13 protein-coding genes and 3 pseudogenes are annotated in these 16,894 nt (G+C 68.6%); 11 read left to right on the forward strand and 5 right to left on the reverse strand.

Annotation, left to right across the window (positions count from 1 at the left end):
* The first annotated feature begins 169 nt into the window (after positions 1-169).
* The 9 genes from NQK81_RS05055 to NQK81_RS05095 all read left to right on the forward strand — a co-directional run bounded on the left by NQK81_RS05055 (position 170) and on the right by NQK81_RS05095 (position 9,914).
* Positions 170-1,498, forward strand: a complete 1,329-nt coding sequence (locus NQK81_RS05055; RefSeq protein ID WP_257487248.1) for a sugar ABC transporter substrate-binding protein — start codon at positions 170-172, stop codon at positions 1,496-1,498.
* Complete coding sequence (locus tag NQK81_RS05060; RefSeq protein WP_257487249.1) at positions 1,495-2,451, forward strand: carbohydrate ABC transporter permease; 957 nt, start codon at positions 1,495-1,497, stop codon at positions 2,449-2,451. The genes NQK81_RS05055 and NQK81_RS05060 overlap by 4 nt, the downstream gene beginning before the upstream one ends.
* Positions 2,448-3,314, forward strand: coding sequence for a carbohydrate ABC transporter permease (locus NQK81_RS05065; RefSeq protein ID WP_126737756.1), 867 nt, complete (start codon positions 2,448-2,450; stop codon positions 3,312-3,314). Before NQK81_RS05060 ends, NQK81_RS05065 begins: the two co-directional genes overlap by 4 nt.
* A gap of 31 nt (positions 3,315-3,345) precedes the next feature.
* A complete protein-coding gene (locus NQK81_RS05070; RefSeq protein ID WP_257487250.1) occupies positions 3,346-4,647 on the forward strand; it encodes an alpha-L-fucosidase in 1,302 nt (433 codons plus the stop codon).
* A gap of 13 nt (positions 4,648-4,660) precedes the next feature.
* Positions 4,661-6,103 carry a polysaccharide lyase 6 family protein gene (locus NQK81_RS05075; RefSeq protein ID WP_257487251.1) on the forward strand — a complete coding sequence of 481 codons (1,443 nt, stop codon included), beginning with the start codon at positions 4,661-4,663 and terminating at the stop codon, positions 6,101-6,103.
* A gap of 68 nt (positions 6,104-6,171) precedes the next feature.
* Positions 6,172-7,209, forward strand: coding sequence for a LacI family DNA-binding transcriptional regulator (locus NQK81_RS05080; protein ID WP_257487252.1), 1,038 nt, complete (start codon positions 6,172-6,174; stop codon positions 7,207-7,209).
* Positions 7,206-7,967 carry a sugar phosphate isomerase/epimerase family protein gene (locus NQK81_RS05085; protein ID WP_257487253.1) on the forward strand — a complete coding sequence of 254 codons (762 nt, stop codon included), beginning with the start codon at positions 7,206-7,208 and terminating at the stop codon, positions 7,965-7,967. Before NQK81_RS05080 ends, NQK81_RS05085 begins: the two co-directional genes overlap by 4 nt.
* The gene (locus tag NQK81_RS05090; protein WP_257487254.1) at positions 7,964-8,596 is read left to right on the forward strand and encodes an SGNH/GDSL hydrolase family protein; all 633 of its coding nucleotides are present in this window, start codon (positions 7,964-7,966) and stop codon (positions 8,594-8,596) included. The genes NQK81_RS05085 and NQK81_RS05090 overlap by 4 nt, the downstream gene beginning before the upstream one ends.
* A gap of 16 nt (positions 8,597-8,612) precedes the next feature.
* Complete coding sequence (locus NQK81_RS05095) at positions 8,613-9,914, forward strand: protein kinase domain-containing protein (protein WP_257487255.1); 1,302 nt, start codon at positions 8,613-8,615, stop codon at positions 9,912-9,914.
* On the opposite strand, the gene NQK81_RS05100 is transcribed toward NQK81_RS05095, so the two are convergent.
* The 3 genes and pseudogenes from NQK81_RS05100 to NQK81_RS45255 all read right to left on the reverse strand — a co-directional run.
* Positions 9,911-10,930, reverse strand: coding sequence for a LacI family DNA-binding transcriptional regulator (locus NQK81_RS05100; RefSeq protein ID WP_257487256.1), 1,020 nt, complete (start codon positions 10,928-10,930; stop codon positions 9,911-9,913). The genes NQK81_RS05095 and NQK81_RS05100 overlap by 4 nt on opposite strands.
* Complete coding sequence (locus tag NQK81_RS05105; RefSeq protein WP_126737763.1) at positions 10,931-11,575, reverse strand: flavodoxin family protein; 645 nt, start codon at positions 11,573-11,575, stop codon at positions 10,931-10,933.
* Positions 11,576-11,638: 63 nt separating this feature from the next.
* A pseudogene (locus tag NQK81_RS45255) lies at positions 11,639-11,884 on the reverse strand (alpha/beta fold hydrolase); the annotation flags it as partial.
* On the opposite strand from NQK81_RS45255, the pseudogene NQK81_RS05110 reads away from it, so the two are divergent.
* Positions 11,881-12,414 (forward strand): annotated as a pseudogene (locus NQK81_RS05110) (AMP-binding enzyme); the annotation flags it as partial. The pseudogenes NQK81_RS45255 and NQK81_RS05110 overlap by 4 nt on opposite strands.
* A 245-nt stretch (positions 12,415-12,659) precedes the next feature.
* Positions 12,660-13,905, forward strand: a pseudogene (locus NQK81_RS05115) (HNH endonuclease signature motif containing protein).
* 260 nt (positions 13,906-14,165) lie between these two features.
* On the opposite strand, the gene NQK81_RS05120 reads toward NQK81_RS05115, so the two are convergent.
* Both NQK81_RS05120 and NQK81_RS05125 read right to left on the reverse strand, forming a co-directional pair.
* Positions 14,166-15,440 carry an MFS transporter gene (locus NQK81_RS05120; protein ID WP_257487257.1) on the reverse strand — a complete coding sequence of 425 codons (1,275 nt, stop codon included), beginning with the start codon at positions 15,438-15,440 and terminating at the stop codon, positions 14,166-14,168.
* The gene (locus NQK81_RS05125) at positions 15,440-16,822 is read right to left on the reverse strand and encodes a M20 family metallopeptidase (RefSeq protein WP_257487258.1); all 1,383 of its coding nucleotides are present in this window, start codon (positions 16,820-16,822) and stop codon (positions 15,440-15,442) included. Before NQK81_RS05125 ends, NQK81_RS05120 begins: the two co-directional genes overlap by 1 nt.
* Positions 16,823-16,894 lie beyond the last annotated feature (72 nt).

Raw genomic sequence — 16,894 nt, forward strand, 5'->3', positions numbered from 1 at the left:
GGCGACCATACATCGGATGCCTGAGCCGGTCCACGCACGGCGAGTCCCGCACAGAGGCAAACACGGGAGATTGAAATTCGTAATGATCGGACCATTGACCGGAGACCGGGAAAGCGCTTACCGTCCCCTCCGAGGTAGACAGCGTGGTCCACAGTGAACAGGAGAAGCGATGCGGAAATCGCGGTGGATCGGCGTGGGACTCACTGTCTCAGCGCTGGTCCTTTCGGGCTGCTCGGCAGGCCCCGCCGGAACGAACGTCGCGCAGGACACCAAGGCGCCGTTGGAACTGTGGACCCGGACGACCCCCGGCGGCGCCGGTGAGCAGGCCACCAAGCGGCTCGCCGAAGCCTTCGAGAAGGCCACCGGGTTCAAGGTGCAGGTCACCGCGATCTTCGACGACTTCGAGACGAAGCTGGCCCAGCGCGCCGCCCAGCGCGACCTGCCGGACATCGTGATGAACGACCTCACACAGCTGGGCACGATGAAGACCCAGGGTCTTCTCCGCGAGGTCGAGCAGGGCAAGATCAAGCACGCCTCGGAGCTCACCGAGCGGGCGCTGAAGTCGAGTCAGACCGCGGACGGCAAGCTGTACAGCCTGCCCTTCAGCGCGCAGGCATCGGCGCTGCTGATCCGCAAGGACTGGCGGGAGAAGCTCGGCAAGGGCGTCCCGCAGAGCTGGGCCGAGCTGGCGGACCTCGCCAAGGCCTTCACCACCGGCGACCCCGACGGCAACGGCAAGGCCGACACCGCGGGCCTGAACGCGACGCTGTCGACCAAGCGGGGTTACGCCTCCTGGTACTTCTCGAACTTCCTCTGGGCCGCCGGCGGCGACTTCATTTCGGAGACCGGGGGCGGCAAGTACAAGCCCGCGATGAGCACGCCCGAATCCGTGGCCGCGGTGCAGTGGTTCCGCGACCTCGGCTGCAAGGAGAACGTCATCCAGCCCGGTTCGGTCACCATGCCGACCCCGGCGACCAACGAGACCTTCGAAGCGGGCAAGGCCGGCATGTACGTCGTCGGTCCGTACCTGCTGCCGCGGTTCGACAAGGCGCTCGGCAAGGACAAGTACGAGGTCGTCCCGATGCCGAAGGGTGCCAAGAACGCCGACGTCCTCGCCGAGGGCGCGTCGATCTACCTGATGGCCGGTTCGCCGAACCAGGCCGGGCAGGACGCCTTCGGCGACTTCGCGATCTCCGCCGAAGGCCAGAAGATCGGCATGGAGGGCGAGACCGCCTTCATCGTGCAGCTCCCGGTGAACAAGAACGTCGACATCGCCCAGGTCCGCCCCGACCCGCGCTGGAAGACCTACGCCGAGATCTACGCCAAGTCCGGCCACTACACGCCGTCCATCCCGAACTGGACGCCGGTCCGCCAGGACACCGCCGACACGATCAGCGCGCTCGTCGCCGACTGCAAGCTCGACCTCAAGGCGGAACTGTCCAAACTCGACACCAAGCTCACCGCGACGTTGCAGCAACAGGGGATCAGCGCGTCATGACCGTAGATCACGCCAAGCCGGCGGTCGTCGGCGCGGACCGTCCCGCCGTCGAGCGGACGCCCGCGCCGAAGGCCCGCAGGCGCAGCGACCGCGACGGGAAGTGGTGGACGCCGTGGCTGTTCTTGGCGCCCGCCCTGATCCTGTTCGTGTACTTCAAGTTCATCCCGATGTTCACCGCGGTGACGATGTCCTTCCAGGACGTCCAGCCGTATCTGGGCAACACGTGGGTCGGCGGACAGAACTACAGCACCGTCCTCGGTGACGAGGCGTTCCACTCCGCGATCTGGCACACCGTCGTGATCGCGGTCGGGCAGACCGCGGGATCGATGATCATCGGCCTCGCGCTCGCCCTGCTGATGGAGGGCCAGAGCAAGCGGCTGAAGTTCCTGCGGTCGGCGGCGTTCCTGCCGGTGGTCGTGCCGATCGCGGTGGTCGCCGAACTCTGGCGGATCATGTACCACCCGACCGAGGACGGGATGCTGAACTCCATCCTCGGCCTGGTCGGGCTGGGCCCGTCCGGCTTCATCAACGATCCCGGCAGCTCGATGATCTCGGTCATCATCACCGGGATCTGGCGCGGTGCCCCGTACGACATGATGATCTTCCTCGCCGGTCTGGCGGGCATCGACCGTGGGCTCTACGAAGCGGCCACTGTGGACGGTGCCTCGCGCTGGCGCAAGATCCTCCACGTGACGCTGCCGGGCCTGCGGTCGGTGTTCTCGATCCTGTTCGTCCTCGCGGCGATCCGCGGCCTGCGGGTGTTCACCGAGGTGTTCCTGCTGACCAACGGCGGGCCGAACGGCTCGACGGAAGTGGCGATGACCCTGATCTACAAACTCGGCCTGGAACAGAACCGGCTGGGCGTCGGCGCGGCGGGCGCGGTCCTGCTGTTCCTCGCGACGCTCGTGCTGACCTTGTTCGTCCAGGTGCTCCGACGGAGGCGAGACGCATGACCGCGGCCAACGATTCCGCACTCGGCCTCGACGCCGTCAAATCGCCGGGCGGACGGATCCTGAAGTTCGTCCTGTACGCCCTGCTGCTCCTGGTGTTCGCCGGACCGCTGCTGGCACTGCTGGTCAGCGCGTTCAACAACGTCTCCGACCCGACGGCGCTGAGCGTCGTCCCGTCCAGCCCGACCCTGGACAACTTCGGCATCGCCTTCGACCTCGGCGTGGGGATGTACCTCCTCAACTCGTTCCTGGTGGTCGGCTTCGGCCTGCTGCTGCAGGTCGTCGTCTCGGTGCTGGCCGGATACGCGCTGGCGCGCAAGAAGTTCCGGTTCATGACCTTCGTGCTGGTCGCGATCCTGGCGACGCTGATGCTCCCGGAGGAGATCCTCGCGATCCCGCTTTCGCTGATCCTGTCGGATCTGCCGGTGGTGCATCTGAACCTGATCGGCAGCCTCGCCGGGATGATCGTGCCGCTGGGCGCTTGGGCCTTCTCGATCCTGGTGATGACCGAGTTCATGAAGGACGTCCCGCGCGAACTCGAAGAGGCCGCACGGATCGACGGGGCCGGCGACCTGCGGATCTTCGCGCAGATCATCCTCCCGATGTGCAAGCCCGCGCTCGGCGTGATCGGCGTCTTCGGCTTCACGATGATCTGGGACCAGTACCTGCTGCCGTTGCTGGTGTCGACCGACGCTTCGACCTACACCCTGCCGCTGGCCCTGCGGACCCTGCGGATCGACACGGACGTCACGCCCGGTGTGATCATGGCCGCGTCGCTGCTGGCGCTGCTCCCGTCGGTCGCCGCGTTCCTGTTCTTCCAGCGTTCGTTCGTCCGCGGCCTCGCCTCGGGCGCGCTCAAGGGCTGAGTCACCAAAGAAAGCAAGGAGCGATCCTGCAGTGAGTTCCACCGCCTGGTTCACCCACGACCGGTTCGGGATGTTCGTCCACTGGGGACTGTATTCCCTCGCCGCCCGGCACGAATGGGTGCAGAACCGCGAAAAGCTGACCGACGAGCAGTACCGGGTGTACTTCGACCACTTCGAGCCGGACAAGTACGACCCGCGTTCCTGGGCCCGCGCCGCGAAGGCCGCGGGGATGACCTACGTCGTGCTGACCACCAAGCACCACGACGGTTTCTGCCTGTGGGACAGCGACCTCACCGATTTCAAGGTGACGAACACGCCGTACGGCAAGGATCTGCTCGGACCGTTCGTCGACGCCTGCCGCGAAGAGGGTCTGAAGGTCGGCTTCTACCACTCGCTGATCGACTGGCACCACCCGGCTTTCCCTGTCGACGGCACCCATCCCCGCCGTGACGACGCGGAGTACATCGCGGCGCACCAGTACGCCGACATCGCCGAGTACCAGCTCTATCTCCACGGTCAGGTGCGCGAACTGCTCACCCGCTTCGGCACGATCGACTACCTGTTCTTCGACTTCTCCTACAAGGGCCGTAAGGAATGGTGGGGCGGCAAGGGGCCGGACGACTGGGACTCCCCCGGCCTGCTCGCGCTGGTCCGCGAACTCCAGCCCGGGATCCTGGTCAACGACCGCACCGGGATCCCCGGCGACTTCATCACCCCGGAGCAGTATCAGCCGTCCGGCCCGATGACCCGCGACGGCGTCCCGGTGGTGTGGGAGGCGTGCCAGACGCTGAACGGCAGCTGGGGTTACGACCGCGACAACCTCGATTACAAGAGCCCGGAACTGCTGATCCGGATGCTGGTCGACGGCGTGTCCAAGGACGGCAACCTGCTGCTCAACGTCGGGCCGAACGGCCGGGGCGAGATCGACCCGCGGGCGCTCGAGGTGCTCGCCGAGATCGGCCGCTGGATGGACCGGCACGAACGTTCGATCCGCGGTTGCGGCCCCTCGGAGTTCACCGCGCCCGCCGACGGCCGTTACACCCAGCGCGGCGACCGGCTGTACCTGCATCTCTTCAGCTGGCCGATGAACCACGTCCACCTTCCCGGTCTCGCCGGGCGGGTGCGCTACGCCCAGCTGCTCGACGACGCCTCGGAAATCCGGCAGGTGCACACGGATCCCGGGCAGACCGCGCAGAACACCCAGATGGGCGGGCAGCCGGAAGGCACGCTCACCCTCAAGCTCCCCATCCGGAAACCGGACACCCCGGTCCCGGTGATCGAGCTGTTCCTCAGCACCGAAAGCCCCGCCGCCGCAACCCTCCCCACCGATTGAGCACGGAGGCATCATGGATCGCAGAAGGTTCCTCAGCGGCGCCACCCTCGGCGCCGCGCTGGTCACCGTCCCCTGGGTCACCGCGGGCACGGCGTCGGCCAAACCGAAGAGGCTGTGCGCCCAGAACGTCAGTTCGCTGACCGAACTGCAGAACGCGATCAACCAGGCCGGTCCCGGTGCCGTCATCACCGTGAACAACGGCACCTACACCGTGCCGACGGGCAAGCCGATCAGCATCAAGGGCAGGCGCGGCACGAAGGACCAGCCGATCACCATCGTCGCGCAGTCCCGTGGCGGCGTGACACTGAACGGCGAGCAGAGCTTCGTCTTCGACGACTCCACCGGCGTCACGATCAGCGGGTTCAAGTTCCGCCAGAGCACCACGCTGGAGATCCCGGCGAACTGCTCGCGGATCCGGCTGACCCGCAACGATCTCCAGTTCGCCGACCTCCCCGACCTGCACTGGGTGATGGTGCGCGCCGACAACAGCAAGATCGACCGCAACCACTTCCACCACAAGACGACGCTCGGCGTCATGCTCTGCATCGAGGGTGCGGACGAGGACAAGATGGCGGCGGACGTCGAGGTCTTCCGGAACTACTTCTCCGACCACACCTTCCCCGGCGACAACGGTGGCGAGCCGATCCGGCTCGGCGTCAGCCCGCGCGCGCTGACCACCGCCGGCGCCAAGATCGAGTTCAACCTCTTCGAACGCGCGAACGGCGACCCGGAGGCGATCTCGGTCAAGTCGTCGGGCAACTTCATCCGCAACAACACCATCCGGAACAGCCTCGGCGGCATCGTGCTGCGCCACGGGAACAAGTCCGTCGTCGAATCCAACTTCATCATCGGCGGCAAGGAGGGCATCCGGATCTACGGCAACGACCACAAGATCGTCAACAACTACGTCGCCGGGGTGTCCGGCACCGCGCTGGTCGTCGGCAGCGGCTCCGTCCGGGACCACTTCCCTGGCGAATCCAAGGAATCACGGCGCGGCAACGACGCGGCGGACCGCGTACTCATCGCGCACAACACGCTGCTGAACAACGGCGGCACGCTCGCCGGTGAGACCAAACGGACGATCGAACCGCGCGACTGCACGATCTCCGACAACATCCTCGTCGGCGGCAACGGCGACCTGGTCGCGATGAGCACCACGGGCAACTTCACCTGGTCCGGCAACATCCTCTGGGGTGCGGGCGGGAACGGCAACATCCCGGCGGGCACCTTCCGCCGGGTCGACCCGAAGCTCGTGCAGGGCACCGACGGGGTCTCGCGGCTCGCCGCGGGCAGCCCGGCGATCGACGCGGCGACCCTGTCGACCGCACCGGTCACCCTGGACCTCGACGGTCAGGCCCGCGGCAGCCTGCGTGACGTCGGCGCCGACGAGTATTCGACGGCCGCCATCGCCAACCGGCCGCTCACCACCGCGGACGTCGGCCCCGGCGCTCCGTAGTGAAAGCCGGGCTCACGCCGGCGGCAGCCCCCGCCGGCGTGAGCCCACCGCACCACCGAGGAGGAACCATGGCGCAGCGCGCCGCGGGTTCGGCCACCCTGGCCGACGTCGCCCGCGAGGCCGGAGTGTCGCTCGCGACGGCGTCGAGGGCGCTCAACGGCGGGACCAGACAGGTCAGCGTGACCCTGCGCGAATCGGTGCTGCGGGCCGCGGAACGGCTGCAGTACACGGCGAACGTGCCCGCGCAGGCGATGGCCCGCGGCCGCGGCAACGTCGTCGGACTGCTGGTGCACGACATCGTGGACCCGTACTTCTCCTCGATCGCGTCGGGCGTGATGCGCGTGGCGGCGCGGCACGGGCTGACGGTGACCATCGCGAGCACCGAGAACCATCCGGAGAAGGAACTCGAGTACGTCACGACGTTGCGCGGGCAACGGGCGCGAGCGGTCATCCTCGCCGGGTCGCGGAACGAAGACAATGCCCTGCAACGGAATCTGACCAAGGAACTCAAGGCGTTCGAGGCCGCCCACGGTCAGGTCGTGGTGATCGGCCAGCGGAAACTCCCCTTCGACACCGTCATGCTGGAGAACCGGGCCGGAGCGGCGGATCTGGCGGAGAACCTCGCCGCGCTCGGGCATCGCGACTTCCTCGTCCTCGCCGGGCCGCCCGGCCTGCTCACGTCGAGGGATCGCGTCCTCGGCTTCCGTGACGGACTCGCCCGGCACGGGCTCCCGCTGCCCGAGAACCACGTGCTGCGCGCGGAATTCACCCGCGACGGCGGCTACGCGGCGATGGTGCGGGCGATCGAGAGCGGCTTCCGCGGCTGTGTTTTCGCGGTCAACGACGTGATGGCCGTCGGCGCGATGGCCGCCTGCCGCGACCACGGGCTGCAGGTCCCCGCGCAGATCGCGATCGCCGGGTTCGACGACATCATCACGTTGCGGGACATCAGGCCTTCGCTGTCGACTGTGCGCGTGCCGATCGAGCGCATGGGCGAACAGGCCCTCGACTTCATCCTCGACGCCCGCGCGGCCGCTCCCCGGGTCAAGCCGATCACCGGAGAGGTCGTGCTGCGCGAAAGTACCCGACCGTTGGAGGGAAAATGATCCGCCCGGGACTGTGTTCGGTGACGCTGCGGCGGCTGGACGCCGACGAGGTCGCCCGCCGCGCCGAGAAGGCGGGCCTGCAGGTGATCGAGTGGGGCGCCGACGTCCATGTGCGCCCCGGTGACGACTGGGCGGCCGAGCGCGCGTTCGAGGCCATGGCCCGGCACGGGCTGACGTGCGACTCCTACGGTTCCTATTTCCGCGCCACCCCGGTCGAGGCCGGGAAGTTCGGCGAGATCGCCGCCACCGCGGTCCGGCTCGGTGCCTCGCGGATCCGGGTGTGGGCGGGCAAAGCGGGCTCCGCGGACGTCGACCCCGACGAACGCGAGCAGGTCGTCGCCGGTCTCCGCGAGGCCGCCGACGTCGCGAACGAACACGGTCTGGAGGTCGCGCTGGAGTTCCACGGCGGGACGCTGACCGATACCGCGGAATCGACCGTCCGGCTGCTCGAAGAGGTCGGCCGCGACAATCTCGGCACCTACTGGCAGCCGCCGCAGGACCTGCCGGACGAGCAGGCGCTGGCAGGCCTGGAACTGGTGCTCGACCAGGTGCGCGCTGTGCACGTCTTCTCGTGGTGGCCCAGCAACGAGCGGCATCCGCTGACCTTCCGGACGGAACTGTGGACGCGGGTGTTCACCCTCCTCGCGAAGGCCGGGCGGCCGCTCGACGCGTTGCTGGAGTTCGTCCCTGGTAACGATCCGGACCTGCTCCCCGGCGAAGCCGACTCGCTGCGGAAGCTGATCGAGGCGGGCGCGTGAGGTTCACCGAAGCCGACAGGCTGCTGTTCGCCGGCGACTCCATCACCGACTCCAGCCGTGACCGCACCGACCCCGCGTCGCTGGGCAAGGGCTACGTCCGGCAGATCGCGGACCTCCTCGGCGACGGTCCGGAAGTCGTCAACCGGGGGATCAACGGCAACCGGATCTACGACCTCGAAGCCCGGTGGGCCACCGACGTCCTCGCCGCGCGGCCCACGGTGCTGACGGTGAAGATCGGCATCAACGACACCTGGCGGACCTTCGATCGCGGCCTGTCCAGCCCGATCGGGAAGTTCCGGGCCGCCTACTCCCGGCTGCTGGCCGGTGCGCGGGAGCACCTCCCGGCCGAGTTGTACGTGATCACGCCGTTCCTGCTGCCGGTGGAGCCGGAACAGCAGGAGTGGCTCGGTGATCTGGCGCCCCGCGTCGAAGCGGCGATCGACGTGGCGACCGAGTTCGGCGCGCGGCTGGTGCGCGCGGACCTGTTCATGCCGCGCGCGGCGGCCGAGCACGGGGCGGCGACACTGGCCCCGGACGGCGTCCACCCCAGCCCACTGGGGCACCGGCTGCTCGCCGAAGCCTGGCTCGCGGCCGCCGGGGCGCCGGTCGAGGAGGCCACGCTCCCTTAGCGGATACAGTTGCCCGGTGAACCGGAACGCCATCATCGCCGGTCGTTACCGGCTGGAGCACAAGGTCGGCCGGGGCGCGATGGGCGTGGTGTGGCAGGCGCGGGACGAGCGGCTCGACCGCACGGTCGCGGTCAAGCAGTTGCTGCCGGACAAGTCGCCGGGCGACGCGCCGTTCCGGTCGATCGTGCGCGCGATGCGGGAGGCCCGGGTCGCCGCGCGACTCAAGCATCCGCACGCCGTCACCGTCTACGACGTCGTGGAGCAGGACGGAACCCCGTTCCTGATCATGGAGTTCCTGTCGTCGCGGCCGCTGACGGAGCTTCTCGCCGACGACGGCCCGCTCCCCGCGGGCCGCGTCGCGGAACTCGGCGCGCAGATCGCCTCCGCGCTGGCCGCCGCCCACGAGGACGGCATCCTGCACCGGGACGTCACACCCAACAACATCCTGATCACCGAAGACGGCCAGGCGAAAATCGCCGACTTCGGCCTGTCCCACGTCACGGGCGAAGGGACGATGACCGGCGACGGCCTCGTCGTGGGTACCCCGGCGTACCTCTCCCCCGAGGTCGCCGACGGTGAGGAACCCGGCTACCCGTCGGACGTGTTCTCGCTCGGCGCCACGCTCTACACCGTGCTGGAAGGCGCGCCGCCGTTCGGCACCGACGGCAACCAGATCGCGCTTCTCAAACGGGTCGCCCGCGGCGAGATCACGGCGCCGAGGTCCACCGGCCCGCTCACCGACGTCCTGCTGCGGCTACTCCGGCGGGATCCACTGGAACGGCCGGACATGGCAGAGGCGGAGCGGATGCTCGCCGCCGTCGCCGACGGCCGCCCGGCGATCCTGTCCGGCACCAAACGGCTTCCCGCGCCCACCCGCCGTTCGCGGTTGCCGTTCGCCATCGCGGGCGGGGTGGTCGTGGCGGGCGGTGTGCTGGCGGGGGTCCTGCTGTTCGACGACGACCCGCCCGACGCCGCCGCCCCGGCGCCTGCGCCGCTGCCGTCGGCCACGAAACCGGTGTGCGAAGCGCGGTACGAGGTCGCCAACCGCTGGCCCGGCGGCTCCGAGATCCGCGTGTCCGTCCGGAACGCCCAGGACACCCGGCTCACCGGCTGGGAGGTCAGCTGGACGCTGCCGCCCGGCACCCGCATCGCCAACCTGTGGAACGGTTCCCTGGCACAGGACGGCGACCACGTACGAGTGTCCGAACTGGACTGGAACGCGGTGCTGCCCGCCGGCGGGACGACCACCTTCGGGTTCATCGCGACCACCGAGGACGACGGCGGGACCGTGCCGGTCGCGGCGTGCCGGAGTTCTTAGCGAGCGGTCGATTCCCGCGCGTTCAGCCGCACGGGGACTTCGATCCGGCGCGGCTCACCGCCGGACGCCTTCCCCTCGACGAGGTCCATCAGCGCCGTGGCCGCGCGGCCGCCGACCTCGCGCGGATGCACGAACATCCCGGTCACCCGCGGCGAAACGAGCTGGAGCGAACCGCTGTCCACCGCACTGCAGATCCCAAGTTCGCCGGGTACCGCGAGCCGCCGGCGGCGGGCCTCGTGGAGGACACCGAGGGCGAGGTTCTCCGATGTCGTGAACACGGCGTCCGGGCACACGCGCCGGCCGAGCAGTCTGCCCAGCGCTTCCGCCGTGCCTTCGGTGGTCGGCGGCTCGTCGATCTCGACCACCACCGGCTCCAGCCCCCGCGCTTCCATCCAGCCGGTGTAGCCCGCGACCAGATCGGCCGCGTAGGAGCGTGCGGTGTCGGTGGTGATCATCGACGGCCGCTCATAACCGTTGTCCGCCAGGTGATCCAGCATCTGCCCGGCGGCCGCGACCAGGTCGTTGTCGACGACGACCGGAACCGGGCACGGCGCCGCCATGGGGCGTCCGACGGTCACCAGCGGCCGGTCCTGGCACCAGCCGGTCGCGAAGAAGGGCTCATCTCCACGGGGATCCACCAGAATCGCGCCATCGACGGCGAAGGCGTTCAGCCGGTCGAGGTCGGCGTCCGTCGGGGTCAGGAGCAGGGCGTATGACCGTTTCGAGGCGGCTTCGGCCGCGCCGTTGAGGACTTCGAGGAAGTAGTCCGAATTGGGCACGAGCGCGCAGGCGCTGCTCGCGTCGACCGAGTTCGCGAGCTGGATCGCCAACGTGCGGCTGCGCCGGGTGACCAGCTGCTGCGCGTGCACGCTGGCCTGGTAGCCGAGTTCGGCCGCCGCCCTCGCGACGCGCTGCCGGGTCTCCTCCGAGATCCGGCCCTGGCCGCTGAGCACATGGGAAACGGTGGTGATCGAAACCCCCGCGGCGGCGGCGACGTCACGGATGGTCGGCGACACTCAAGCCTCCACAGGCGGTCCCCAAACGCGGTTCGGCCGGTCGGTGTCCAGCCGATAGTCGGTGACATGGGCGTCGCCCAGCCTACGGCCGAGGTCCGCCGCGGCCTCCAGCGGCCGCGCGGGATCACGTTCCACCTCGCCCCGGCTGTTGCCGACGCCGACCACGATCCCGGCGAGGTCCTGACGCAGGTACCGGGTGAGTTCCTGGAACTGGGCCTCAAGACCGAGTGTCGCGCCGCGGTAGCTCTCCTCGCACGAGATCAGCACCGCGGCGCGTTTGTGCATCAGCCCCGGCACGACCTCCGCGGTATGCGGGGAACTGCCGGAGGTGTAACAGAACAGCCGGTCGAAGAAGGACTTCAGCCGTCCGGTCATGCCGTACCAGTGCAGCGGTGTGGCGTAGACGATCGCGTCCGCCGGGAGCACGTGGTCGAACAGCAGGCGCTCGTAGCCGTCGCCGATGCCGCAGGACCGGTCGCTCAGCCGGCAGTCACGACAGTCCCCGAGCGGCGACTCGACGAAATCGGAGAGGCGGACGAAGCCGACCGTGTGGCCCGCTTCCTCCGCCCCCTTGGCCAAAGCCTGCGCGAGCGCCCAGGAGTTGCCTTCACGACGCGGGCTCGAATCGAGCACCAAGACCTTCACGTGATTCTCCCCGGAGAGACTGCCAAAACGTTTTAGCAGTCTCTCCGGGGAGGGTTTCACCTGTCAAGCGACCTTGGCCGCCGCGGCGAGGAGAACCTCCGCGACGATGTCCGGCCGCGACACCGAGACAGCGTGCGAAGCGTCGACCCTGGTGATCTCCGAACCGGCACGCTCGGCCATGAACGCCTGCGCCGCGGCGGGGATCGCGTGGTCCTGCTCGGCGATCAGCGCCCACGAGGGCAGGGTCTTCCACGCCGGCTCGCCGTCGAACGGCGTGCCGAGCGCGCGCTCGGTGACCGGACGCTGGGGCCACCGGCAAAGTCGTGCCCGGTTATCAGGCGGCCGTTCTCGATGTCGACGGTTCGCCCGTTCCCGACGGCACTCCCGGTTTCCTCGCGGCGCGAGGGCCCACCGGCTGCCGCTACCTCGAAGACCCGCGCCAGCAGGATTACGTCCGCGGTGGCTGGAACTTCACCGGCGACACCTACGTCCGCGACGCCGATGGCTACTTCCGGTTCGTCGCGCGCAGCGACGACATGATCATCTCGTCGGGGTACAACATCGCCGCCCCCGAGGTCGAGGAGGTCCTGCTCACCCATCCGGATGTCGACGAATGCGCCGTGATCGGCACGCCGGATCCCGATCGCGGCTCGGTCGTGACGGCGTTCGTCGTCCCCCGGCCCGGTATCGAGCCGGACGCGGATCTGGTGCGGGCATTGCAGAACCACGCCAAGGCGACCGCGGCGCCGTACAAGTATCCGCGGCGCGTGCGGTTCATCGAGGCGTTGCCGCGCAATGCGAGTGGGAAGTTGCAGCGGTATCTGCTGCGGGAGCTGTGAGGAGTTCGGCGGCGCGCGCCGACAAGGCCCCTCCAGCAAGGAGCGAGGAACGTCCGCTCGTCCCGCCTTCGCCGATGTTGCGAAAGCCGCTTTCGCAACATTGAAGGTTGCGAAAGTGGCTTTCGCAACTCGCTTCGTTTTCCTTACCCGTGAATAGCCGCCGAAGCACTTCCCCGGTAGATGAAAGCGATTCCAGAGCAATTTTCGTGTTCGTACACCTGTTCGGTTTACGGTATTCTTGCGGGGTGTCCAGTCAACGCATCCTCGAACCGCCACAGGAGCTGTGGCGCGCCGGTGCGCGCGAGCTCGCGCACGGCGTGGTCGAGCGGTTGTCGGTGGCACGACAGGCGTTGGCGGAGGCCGGGCAGTACCTGACCGAGATCGAGTCCCGTGGCCCGATGGAACTGTTCGGACACGGATCGACGGCGGGCTGGTTCGCCGAAACCGCCCGCATCAGCCCCAAAGGAAGCCAGCGACACCGTGACGCGAGCGCTGGCACTGAACGAGAGCCGCAACCTCGACGGCACCCCCGCACCCGCCTTCGCACCCATCGCCGGGGCCGCCACCGCGGAAGGCGACCTCGGGCACCAGCAACTCGACCCGATCCTCGCCGTGCTGAAGAAAATCCCCGCCGAGGTGTCGGCCGAGGACCGGTCCGGCGCGGAACAGATCCTGGTGACCCTCGCCCGCCACGCCGGGCCACAGGAGATCATCAACGTCGGCGCCGACCTGCTGGCGCACTTGGATCCCGATGGGAACGAGCCGAAAGACGACGACCTCAAACCACCGTCACGTGAGGTGTATCTGCGCAAACGTGAGGATGGCTGGTGGCGGCTCAACGGCCTGCTGGACCCCGAATTCGGGGCCCGGGTCAACGCCCTGTTCGACACCTGGGGACAACGAAGACCCATCGACGAAGACGGCAACCGCGACCCCCGCACCCCCGGCGAACGCCACGGCGACGCCTTGTTCGACGCCATCCACTACGCCATGACCAACGAGAAGGCGCCTACGTTGTCCGGGGACCGGACGACGGTTGTGGTCACCATCCCCTTGGAGACCCTGACCTCCGGACTCGGAGCGGCCTGCGTGGACGGCGTCTCCCAGATCACCGCACGGCACGCGCGGATGCTGGCCTGCGACGCGAAAATCATCCCCGCCGTCCTCGGCTCCGACAGCGAACCCCTCGACATCGGCCGCGCCACCCGCAGCGTCACCCCCGCCCAACGCCGGGCCCTGAACCTCCGCGACCACGGCTGCGCCTTCCCCGGCTGCCACCGCAAACCCAAACACTGCGAAGCCCACCACATACTGCCGTGGGGCCAACTCGGCGACACCGACCTCGACAACCTCTGCCTACTCTGCCGCTACCACCACATGGTCATCCACGGACAATCCGGCTGGAAAGTCCAAATCACCAACGGACGACCCGAATTCATCCCGCCGCAGTACCTCGACCCCCTACAAACACCCCGCCACAACCACCGCTGAAACCGAAGAGCCCGCCGCACACCACCGGCGACGGGCCCTTCGGCATGCCCACGTGTCAAGAAACCGACGGCACTGCCTGTCACCTCATCGCGGGCCGTCCGGACTGGATCCCGAGACAGGCCACGAAAGCCACTTTCGGGACATCTAACGTCGCGAAAGTGGCTTTCGCGACAGGCCTCGCCACACGAGGGAGCACACCGCCCTCGCCGAACCCCCGAACAAGGTTCCGCCGTCCGTCCACTCTGGACTCAACGCCGACTTCAGCGAATCCCCCGCCGCCGATTCGCCGCCACCAGCGCGACGATGCTCAGCGAAGCAGTCGCCAACAGATAGTAACCGGGCGAAACCGGGGATCCGGTTGCCGCGATCATCGCGGTCGCGATGGTCGGCGTGAATCCGCCGAAGATCCCGACCGTGGCGTTGTAGGCGAACGAAAGCCCCGTCGCCCTGGTGTGCGCCGGGAACACGTCGGCCATCACCGACGGAAGCGCGCCGAAGTAGATCGCCTTCAGCAGCCCCAGGATCGTCATCGTGATCGTGAGGGTCAGGAACGACGGCGACGTGGTGACCCACAGGTACAGCGGCACCACGCCGGCCCCGATCACCGCCGCGGCCCCGATCATGATCCTGATGCGGCCGTGCCGGTCGGTGAGCAGTCCGACGATCGGCGTCACGACGGTCAGGATCGCGGCGGTGATCATCAGGGCGACGAACGACAGCGAGTCGTCCAGGCCGAGATTCTTGATCGCGAACGTCGGCAGCGACTGGAGGATGAAGTTCAGCGAGGTCGAGACGACCAGCGCACCCCCGGCGATCAGCAGGCCGCCCCACTGGAAGCGGAACAGCGACCGGACCGGCGTGGACTTCGGCTGTTCCTCCTTCGTGGTCTCGGGTTCGTCGACGTGGCGCCGGATGTAGTAGCCGACCGGGCCGACGAGCAGCCCGAAGACGAACGGGATCCGCCAGCCCCAGGACGTCATCGCCTCCGCGCTGAGCGCGGCGGTCAGCCCGGCGGCGAACCCGGCGGACATCAGGGTCGCGAAACCCTGGCTGGCGAACTGAAAGCTGCCGAGGAACCCTTTTCGGCGATCGTCCTGTTCGATCAGGAACGACGTGGCCGCCCCGAATTCGCCGCCCGCGGCGAAGCCCTGGATCAGCCGCGCCACGATCACACCGACCGGGGCGAGGAAACCGATCGTCGCGTAGCTCGGCATCACCGCGAGCAGGAACGTCCCGGCGACCATCAGCCAGATGGTCAGCACCAGCGCCTTCTTGCGGCCGAACCGGTCGGCGTAGGCGCCGAGCACGAGACCGCCGAGCGGACGCACCAAGAACGTGATGCCGAAGACCGCGTACGCCTGCACGAGCTGGACGGCGGCGTTCCCGCCCGGAAAGAAGGTCTTGCCGATGTAGGCGGCCATGAGCGCGTACACGCCGAGGTCGAACCATTCGAGCGCGTTGCCGATGGTCGCGGCGGCGATCGCGCGCCGAGTGGACGACGGCGTGCGCGGCCTCGCCACCGTCCGCTCGCTCATCATTCCTCCCCGCCGCGCCGTCCGAGCGCGTGGAACAGTGCCGCGGCCAGGACGATCCCCTCGCGGGCGATGGGCGCGAGCAGGTGTTCGTCGGGCGCGTGCTGCAGGCATCCCGGATAGGAGTGCGGCAGCCACAGCGTCGGCAGGCGGAGGAGGTCGGTGAACACGTGGTTCGGCAGTCCTCCGCCGAAGCTCGGCAGGATCGCGACTCGCCGGTCGGAAACCTCGTCGAGGACGCTCTTCGCCCAGCCGACCCACGGGTCGTCGACCGGCGTGCGGCTGGCGCGGAAACTGCCCTCTGCGGTGACGTCGACCATGGAAAAACCTTGTGCGGCAAGGTGTTTCGTGATCGTCTCGCCCACCCCGTCGACGTCGGTGCCCGCGACGTAGCGCAGTTGCAGTATCGCCCGTGCGCGGCCGGGGATGGCGTTGACCGGCCGGTCGATGTCCGCGGCGCCGAGCGAGAGGACTTCGAGAGTGTTCCAGCCGTACAGCCGCTCCGCCGCGGTCAGCCCGGTATCACCCCAGTTCGCGTCGAGCGCCGGGTCGCCCGGCTTGTCGCCGATCTCGAGTTCGGCGAGCGCCGCGCGGACGCTGTCCGGGAGCTCGGGCGGCAGGAGTTCCGGCACCTGGACGCGGCCGTGCCCGTCGACGAGACAGGCGATCGCCCCGGCGAGGGTCGTGGCGGGATTGCGCAATACACCGCCCCAGTTCCCCGAGTGGTAGGCGTCGGGGCGGAGGTCGACGTCGAGAGCGATCCGGACACTGCCCCGCGCGCCGAGGAACAGCGTCGGCGTCACCGCGTCCAGGCGTGGGCCGTCGGACGCGATGAGGACGTCGGCGTTCAGTGCCTCCCGGTGCGCCGAAACGAACTCGTCCAGGCCCGGGGAGCCGATTTCCTCCCCGGTCTCGAACAGGAACTTGAGGTTGAACCCGAGCGAACCCTTCTCGGCGAGGAGCAGCCTGAGCGCGGTCAGGTTGATCAGGTGCTGCCCCTTGTTGTCCGCCGAACCGCGGCCGTACCAGCGCTCGCCGTCGGCGGTCAGCGTCCACGGATCCCGGCCTTCGCTCCACCGGCCCTCGTGCCCGTCGACGACGTCGGCGTGGCCGTAGCACAGGAGTGTCGGCAGTTCGGGCGACTCGACGCGGGTACCGATCAGGAATGGGCCGCCGTCCGGGTCGGGATTCGGGTACGTCTCCACGGAACAGCCGAGCGCGGTGAGCGCCGGGGTCAACACCTCATCCAGGTATGCCTTGATGGCAACGCGGCCGCTCGGATGATCACTCACGGTCGGATACCGGACGAGCTCGGCGAGTTCGGCGAAGAACGCTCCGGAATCGACGTGCTCGTGGGCTTTCGCGACCAGTTCTGCAGGGATCACCGCGTTGTCTCCCGATTCGCTCGACGGGTGTCCAATGGAGCGTAAGTCGGTTTGCGCACCCTGACCATTGCC

Source organism: Amycolatopsis roodepoortensis, from assembly GCF_024628825.1.
GTDB classification, from domain to species: Bacteria; Actinomycetota; Actinomycetes; order Mycobacteriales; family Pseudonocardiaceae; genus Amycolatopsis; species Amycolatopsis roodepoortensis.